This is a genomic window from Thalassobacter stenotrophicus, from assembly GCF_001458315.1.
Lineage (GTDB): Bacteria > Pseudomonadota > Alphaproteobacteria > Rhodobacterales > Rhodobacteraceae > Thalassobacter > Thalassobacter stenotrophicus.
In genome coordinates this window covers 1-7,288 of record NZ_CYRX01000021.1, presented here as the reverse complement: position 1 = coordinate 7,288, position 7,288 = coordinate 1, and the positions used below count along the sequence as shown (strand labels likewise).

5 protein-coding genes are annotated in these 7,288 nt (G+C 49.8%); 1 reads left to right on the top strand and 4 read right to left on the bottom strand.

Features of this window, described 5'->3' with window-relative positions; genetic code table 11:
- Nucleotides 1–131: 131 nt before the first annotated feature.
- The 3 genes from THS5294_RS06425 to THS5294_RS18550 form a co-directional block, all read right to left on the bottom strand.
- Entirely contained in the window at nucleotides 132–2,354 is a 2,223-nt protein-coding gene (locus THS5294_RS06425) for a polysaccharide biosynthesis tyrosine autokinase (RefSeq protein WP_058123088.1), read from the bottom strand.
- On the bottom strand, nucleotides 2,347–2,793 hold the full coding sequence (locus tag THS5294_RS06420; protein WP_082644960.1) for an arsenate reductase/protein-tyrosine-phosphatase family protein: 447 nt from the start codon (nucleotides 2,791–2,793) through the stop codon (nucleotides 2,347–2,349). Before THS5294_RS06420 ends, THS5294_RS06425 begins: the two co-directional genes overlap by 8 nt.
- Nucleotides 2,794–2,864: 71 nt before the next feature.
- On the bottom strand, nucleotides 2,865–3,761 hold the full coding sequence (locus THS5294_RS18550) for a polysaccharide biosynthesis/export family protein (protein WP_370736573.1): 897 nt from the start codon (nucleotides 3,759–3,761) through the stop codon (nucleotides 2,865–2,867).
- 1,315 nt (nucleotides 3,762–5,076) lie between these two features.
- Here THS5294_RS18550 and THS5294_RS06410 point away from each other — a divergent pair.
- The gene (locus THS5294_RS06410; protein ID WP_058123085.1) at nucleotides 5,077–6,195 is read left to right on the top strand and encodes an MraY family glycosyltransferase; all 1,119 of its coding nucleotides are present in this window, start codon (nucleotides 5,077–5,079) and stop codon (nucleotides 6,193–6,195) included.
- Between the two features lie 308 nt (nucleotides 6,196–6,503).
- Here the strand turns inward: THS5294_RS06410 and THS5294_RS06405 are convergent, their stop codons facing one another.
- Complete coding sequence (locus THS5294_RS06405; RefSeq protein ID WP_058123084.1) at nucleotides 6,504–6,926, bottom strand: ion channel; 423 nt, start codon at nucleotides 6,924–6,926, stop codon at nucleotides 6,504–6,506.
- Nucleotides 6,927–7,288: the final 362 nt, after the last annotated feature.

Genomic DNA, 7,288 nt, shown 5'->3' with positions numbered 1-7,288 from the left:
AACGACCTATTGCCCTGGAACTACGCGAAGCCCGTGTGACTGGCGCACCGCTTACGTGACACTAACATAAATCATGAACCTGCCGAAGTAAGATGGGTGCCTCGACAGGTTTCATGATATGGCGACCCCACTTAGGTCTCATTTTTGTCCGCTTCGTACGCATATGCTCCGGTGTAGCCACCATATTCGTAGTTGCCGTATCCGAAGCTTTTGGCCCGCTTTGGATCAAAACCATTTACGACTAATCCATCCAGAGGTAGATCTTCTTTTTCACAAATATTTTTGATTGCGTTGATAGCGCCCAACTCGGTCTTTCCGTGTCGCACGAGCGCTAGTCGGATCGAGACGTGCCGTAATACGATGAGCGGGTCGGTTACGGCTAGTACCGGCGCTGTGTCGTACACACAGACATCGTATGTATCGTCCAGGGTCTTCACGAGATCCTTGAAGCGCCTCGACATCAGCAATTCGGACGGGTTAGGGGGCACTTGGCCCCGGGGGATGAGAATGAGGTTATCAGCCACTTCGTAGCTAGCATCAGTGAGTTCCACATCGCCTGCTAAGTATTCTGACAGTCCGGGCTTTTTCTGAGATATCCCAAACGTGCGATGAAGATAACCGCGACGCATGTCGGTATCAATCAGAATGGTTTTTTGACCAGAGGCCCCGATCGCCTCTGCAATGTTGTACGACACAAAGCTTTTCCCGTCGCCGGGTTGCGATGAGGTGATAGCAAGTGCTTTGGGGAGTTTATCTGCTAGTCCAAAGTGCAGGCTGGTCCGAATTGATTTAAATGCTTCCTTTGGGGCGTCGTTCCCTTCGGTTTCTGACAGACGCTTCAAGACTTCTCCACGTTTTGGTCGCTGGGACGGTAGCCCGGGGATTTGATTGATTACGCCGTAAAGCGATAGCCCTAAGGGCTCAAGATCCGCGAGTGTGTCCACAGTTTTGCGGAAAAAGAACAGCATGAGTGCGTAGCCCGTACCGAATATCAAGCCAATCAACCACCCCAAGAGTAGGGCCCGGGATGTTCTGGGGGCAACGGGATTTCTCTTGGCAACAGCCTGATCCACCACGCGCACGTTTCCAATAGATGAGGCCCGCGCAACACCGAGTTCTTGGGAGCGGTTTAAGAATTGGCGGTAGATTTCTTGATTAATTTCAACACTTTGCCGTAGGTTGAAAACCTCTTTCTGTGTTTCAGGCAGGCTTTCAGTGTCGAGTTTGAATGACGCAATTTGCTGTTCAATTTGTGACTTCCGTAAAAGAAGATCCTCATAAACTGGGTGGTTGGGCATATAGCGGCGGCTTACACGTTCTTCCTCTAAAATCAATTTTGAGAGTTCTGCCTCCAACTGAGTTAGGCGATCCAGCAGGCTCTCACTCTCTCTTTCGAGATCAACAGCATTTTGCGAGCGCAGGTAATCGTTTAACTTGTTTTGGGCTTTGTCAGCGCGCGCTCTAGCCTGCGGGAGTTGTTGTTCAACAAACGCCAAGCTCTGTTCGATATCTGCGGAATTTCTAGCGATATTTTGATCGAGATATGCACGTGTTAAATCGTGCAGAATTCGTTGTGCTCGATAAGGTGATGCATCTTCATACGTGATTGATAGAATTGATGTGCCGCGTCCTACCTCAGACACGGACAAACGATCTTTTATCTCTTCAATAACATCGATTTTTCTGCCTCGATATACTTCAAAAGTGCGTCCAATGCGGCCATCTAACTGCACTACAAGCAGGCGAAGCTTTGCTGTATCGTCTGTCAAAACTTCGCCGACTACGCCATCTAGCGTGCGTCCGCCTGGAAGCGTTGCAGTATAGGAGGTATTTGATGTCTTGAGGATGGACAATCCGTCTTCAAGTACGGACTGCGTCGCATCGAATTGTTCTACGGTTATTGCCGCGTCGCCCCAGTTGAAGCGCTGTGAAAAGGGAATAGCGCCCTCAATCGTCCCGGCTAAAACTGAGGGTAATACTAGTGGCAAACGGCGTAAGATCGGCAACGCGACGGGCTCTGCATGTAGGGTTAAGTCGAGCGCTTCGACGACATCCCCAATCACCAATCGTGAACGCAATATTTCGACTTCAGCAGCAGTGCGTGGGGTCTCTGAAAAGCCGCCGAGAGCCTCCAATCCAGGAATGCCAGACGCTTTTTCTTCAAGCTGCACCAGCGCATCAGCCGCATATTTATTAGGCTGCGAAAGGGTTAGGGCCGCCCCAGCGCATACGCCAAGCAGTGTTATCGTTGATATCAGCAGTTTTCGGCCAAATAGAATTCGAAGCAGCGCGCCTAAATCAATTTCATCATCGTCGCGTTCGGCAGCTGAGCGGTTCATTTTTGCATCAACCATTGGTATTTCCCAGTTTACTAGACCAAGCGCGGGCGGCCTGCTTGATCTCGTCATAAATTCGCTTGTTAAACGCGGCATCTTCCTTGATTGGATCAGCTAAGTCGTGCCCTCCAACCCATTGGGTCATTAGCATTGTACGTGCGCGCAAGTGCGGTTTGCGCATAGCCATTTCTTTGAGGTGGGCCTGTTCCATCACCAGGATTAGATCAAATTTATCAGCATTAACACTGCTTAGGCGAGAAGCACGATGATCCCGGATATCGACGCCATCATTGGCCGAAAACTCTACCATTAGTGAGCTTGCGCTGCGTCCATCAGGTGCATTGAAGCCAGCGGATGCTACGTGCAACTGAGGGCAAAGATGGCGGACAAAGGCCTCGGCTACTGGCGAGCGGCATACGTTTCCCACGCAAACCGTGAGTACAGAGTTAATGATCATTTGTTCTATTACATCTCACGTCGTTATTTGCACCCGCGTCGCACCTCTTGATGCTTCATCGCTCGGCGATACTAGCGCACGGCATTTGCTGCCGTGTTGAGGCCACCAATACTTGGCAGGATCTGGGAAATTACTTCGTTCCACTGAGCCAGAGGTGCCCGAGTGACGAAGATCACGTCATTGTCGTGGAGGTTAAACTTTGCCCCCATTAGCAAAGCTGTTGCATTGCTTAGGTCTAGCTGTGCCACTAGGATCTTCCCCTTGTCTTCGCGGAATACGAAGATCCCTCTCGCGTCCGAATAACGATCCCTTAAGCCACCTGCTTCAGTGATGGCTTCAACAAGGCTGACTCTTTTATCGGTGAGGTCGATAGAGCGTGGCTGTTCAATGCCACCCAAAATGAAGGCCTTCCGCTGCACTTTTTTCGGCACACGGATCGTATCGCTGGCAACAATGACCGGGTTTTGACTTGCGTCGTTTCTGGTAAGAAACGCCGTAAGATCTAGCGTATGCACTCTCATTTTCCGCTGTATTGTAATGCGCGATAAATCAGCAGCGTCTGTCGCGCCGCCACGGGCACTGATCGCTTCGATCAAGGTGACCGGAACGTCCGTTAATACGACGGGACCTGGGCTTTCAATCTCGCCCGAGACGAGAGACTTTTGCGAGTTAAATGCAGCTAACAGGACTTCCACCTGTGGGTCCGGTATCACGGAACTCAAACGTTCTGTTAGATCGTGCGCGATGTCTTGTGTCGTACGACCTGAGGCTTGAATTACGCCAGCGTAAGGGAAAAATATGGAGCCATCGGATCTGACCGTGAGACCCAAGTAACCGTCTGTTTCACGTGTGGCCCCAGGCGATGTTAGTTCTGGGTGGTCCCATACGATGACACGAAGAACATCACCTGGGCCTGTTCGGTAGGCAAGGTCTTTAGGTGCTTTGGGAGGGGTCGTTGCAGTGTGCACTCCATTGCCCGCGAAGCGAGCAATGTTGGATTGTTCAATCCGTACAATCTCTATGGCATCACTTGATATGGTGTCTTGATCCGTCTTTCCGACTGGAAACGAAGTGTCTTGAAGGACCGCGCAGCTAGGTGCGCCTACTAGGCAAGCAATCGCAGCTGCCCGTTTCAATTGTTTTATCCATGTTGATACGGTTAGCACGCTAAGGTCCCCACCTCTGGCTGGTGTGTCGCGCAAGCCACCGATGCGCGCGCAAGTTTTAGTCTTATTATTGTACCTAAAGCAAGCGCGCCGACTATGCCTTAGATTTAGCGATTTAATGGCAGACCCAGATTGTGGATCAGTTACATATTCTTACAAGTTTGGAGGTGAGATCACTATTCGCAGTTTGGTTGGCTGAAGCGTAATGACCAATACATCGCCAGAATGTGTGTGTATAGACTATCTTTCGTGGGTGCCATTTTGGCAAAATGGTGTGGGCGATATGCTGAGTTTGCCTTCCATCTAAAGTCGAGTGTCGCGCGCCCTGCACGGATGTACCTTTAATTTCGTGAGTTTGTGTTGCGTGCCCAATTAGGCCAAGTTGCCTATTGATATAACCTTCGCCGCAACTGCTTGCGCATGGTGTTTGAAGCCTGTCTGTAACTTCAGATAAATATTTAATATCAAATAAGTTTTTTGTGTGGAGGTGTAGTTTTTGCGCTCCGCTAGTCTGCACTCCTCATTTCACTTAATGCATTTGAGTAAAGACACAGTTTGCCCGCGGTTCGTTGGTGGCCGCCATGATGCGCATTGCCTCAAATGCAAAGTGGGCAGCTGTCCTTGGCTCGGGGCGATCCTTGCGCTGAAATCTTTTGAGGGTTTGGGTCATCCGTCGCTGAGTCGGGTTGCGTATGGCTGTAGTGCCGTGATTTGCCGCGCGTCTGTCTGGCTGTAGTTGGAAGGGCGGTCCTGCCTGTTAGGCGAGTTGGCCGGCTAAGGCACCTCCCAGCCGGCGGGGGGGGGCTGTAGGCATTTCGACATTCTGCCGCTGTCGCACGTGCGCAATTTTTTTAATCTCAAGTGTGTGATGCGGGCTGTGCGTCAGTTTGTTGAGCCTTGTAGTAGTGTGGCGGAGTTTGATCTATAAAAAACATCAAAACTTCAGAAAGATAACTCAGTATTTTTTGAGTTTGGTGGAATCTGGCCGACAGCAACCTCTTGTTTGTCTGGGAGCGATTGGTGTCGTAAATATCAATTCGCGATTTTCTGGTTGTGTTTTTCTCGTAGTCCATTATGTCTCATTTTTGTACTTGCTTGCTGCGCTGTGAGGTTGCCTTTGGTCCATCAATATCCATTAGACTTGACCGCGCACGATCTTGCCTTGGTCGTGATTTCATTCAGCGTTTGCCTCGGTATCGTTGTGCTGAAATCCCGATTTGCATGGCTGCGTGGGCGCAGCGGCGATCTGGCCGCAGTTCAGTCTATGCATACCCAGCTTACCTCACGATTGGGCGGGGTGGGGATATTGGTCGCTCTTGCTGCAAGCATATTCTTTGCTCCAGATCCTATCGCGGTACCATATGCAAAGTTCATTCTTGCGATCTTACCACTGTTCTTGGTGGGCCTGGCGGAGGATATTGGTTTCTCGATGTCGCCTCGCAGGCGGCTTGCGGCGATTATCGGATCGAGCCTGTTGGCAATTTTCTTGCTGGGCGTTTGGCTGCCACGCGCGGGAATTCCGTTATTGGACCTAGTGATAAGCCATTGGGCTGTTGGTATCCCGGTAACGGTTTTGATAACAACGGGGATCGCGAATGGTTTCAATCTAATTGATGGCGTGAACGGCCTTGCCTCTTTCACAGCCATTGTGGCCGCCCTAGCGATTAGCCAGATCGCCGGTTCGGCAAATTACCCCGAAATGGTGTGTTTGGCGTTGATGCTCGCAGCGGTGCTGTTGGGCTTCTTTTTGGTTAACTTCCCATTTGGGCTAATTTTTCTTGGCGATGCAGGCGCTTACACGACTGGATTTGTGTTGAGTTGGTTCGGAATTGCGGTTCTGGTCAACGCACCCGATGTTTCGCCATGGGCTATTTTGCTTACTTTGTTTTGGCCTTTTGCTGACACCGTTTTTGCTGTTTTCCGTCGTCTACGCAGCAACGCAGGTGTCGCGTCGGCGGATAGGTTGCATGTGCATCAAATGACAATGCGGGCTTTGGAAATTTGTGTCCTGGGTAAGAAGCGTCGTCATATTGCCAACCCCCTGACAACGCTCGTATTGGCGCCGTTCGTCATGGCTCCCCCGGTTGCTGGCATTTTACTTTGGGATCAAAACCTAAATGCATTTTTGGCGGTAGTAGTGTTCAGTACTTGTTTCTTTGCACTAGTCAACGCGGGGCCAAATGTAGTTCGTCGTTTGCGCCGCGCTGGAGTTAGCCGAACGAACGTTGCAAGCTAGCAGCTATCGGTTGGAACCTTCTCCGAAGGTTAAAGATTTCAGAGGTATCGATTTGTGAATTTTTTTCGATGATCGATTGCGAACAATTCATTAATTGATCACCTAATATTGCTTATTTCGAAATAATGATTTGATAGTATATCTAATTGAACTTCGGAACAGGATATGTGCTTTCCGACGTTCGACATCAGAATACCTTCTAGTTTGAGCGACTAGGCAATTCACTTTCTTGTACTGGCGGCGTCATGCATTCCTTAAGCAAATGGCGTTTTGCGGCAAAGCCCTAAAGACTCTGTCAAAGGGTTCAGTCAGTCTTGGAAGAGCCGCCCGATCAGCCCTACGAGGAATGCTGTGCTGATCCCAAAGGTCAACAAACCAGCGACCGCACTGAAGGTCGCAAAAATACGCCACTCTGGACTTAAGATAACATCGCCGTAACCAAGCGTCGTATACGTCACGGTTGAAAAATATATCGCTGTGTTCAGGTCTGCTACCGCATCTGTAAGTATCCAAATGATCGCCCAAAGCCAAATCTGTAGGGCATGGGCGACAACGATGGCGATCAACATTATGGTGGTCAGAAGGGTCATTTGAAAAATAGCATTACGTGCCGCAGCCAATAACCCCTGTTGCTTTAGAATTGGGACGCTGGCGGCAAGAACTATGACATGAATAACAAGACATATTCCAAGGCAAAGCGTTCCATAGATAACCTGCGAAAATAAGCTCATGCCTGCATTACCTTGCGAAAAAAAATATTTTCCTAATAGTATGGTTAAGAGAATACGGACGCAATGAGCTCGAGGGACCAAATGAAGCCAACGAAATATGCTGCGATATTCCTAATTTTATGTGGGCCTGCGTTTGCGCAAGAGGCTGCAAATACAGGGGCTACAGCCCCGCGCCCTGCAAAAGTTATTACAGTTCAAACCAGTGAAACAACAACATCGCGTCGATATCCTGCCATTGTATTACCGTCTCAGGAAGCTGAATTAACGTTTAAAGTGTCGGGGCAGGTGATTGATTTGCCGTTGCGCGGGCTTTGTTGCACAAATCCCATCATGAGGGGATTCACTACGTGAAGCCAGCGTGG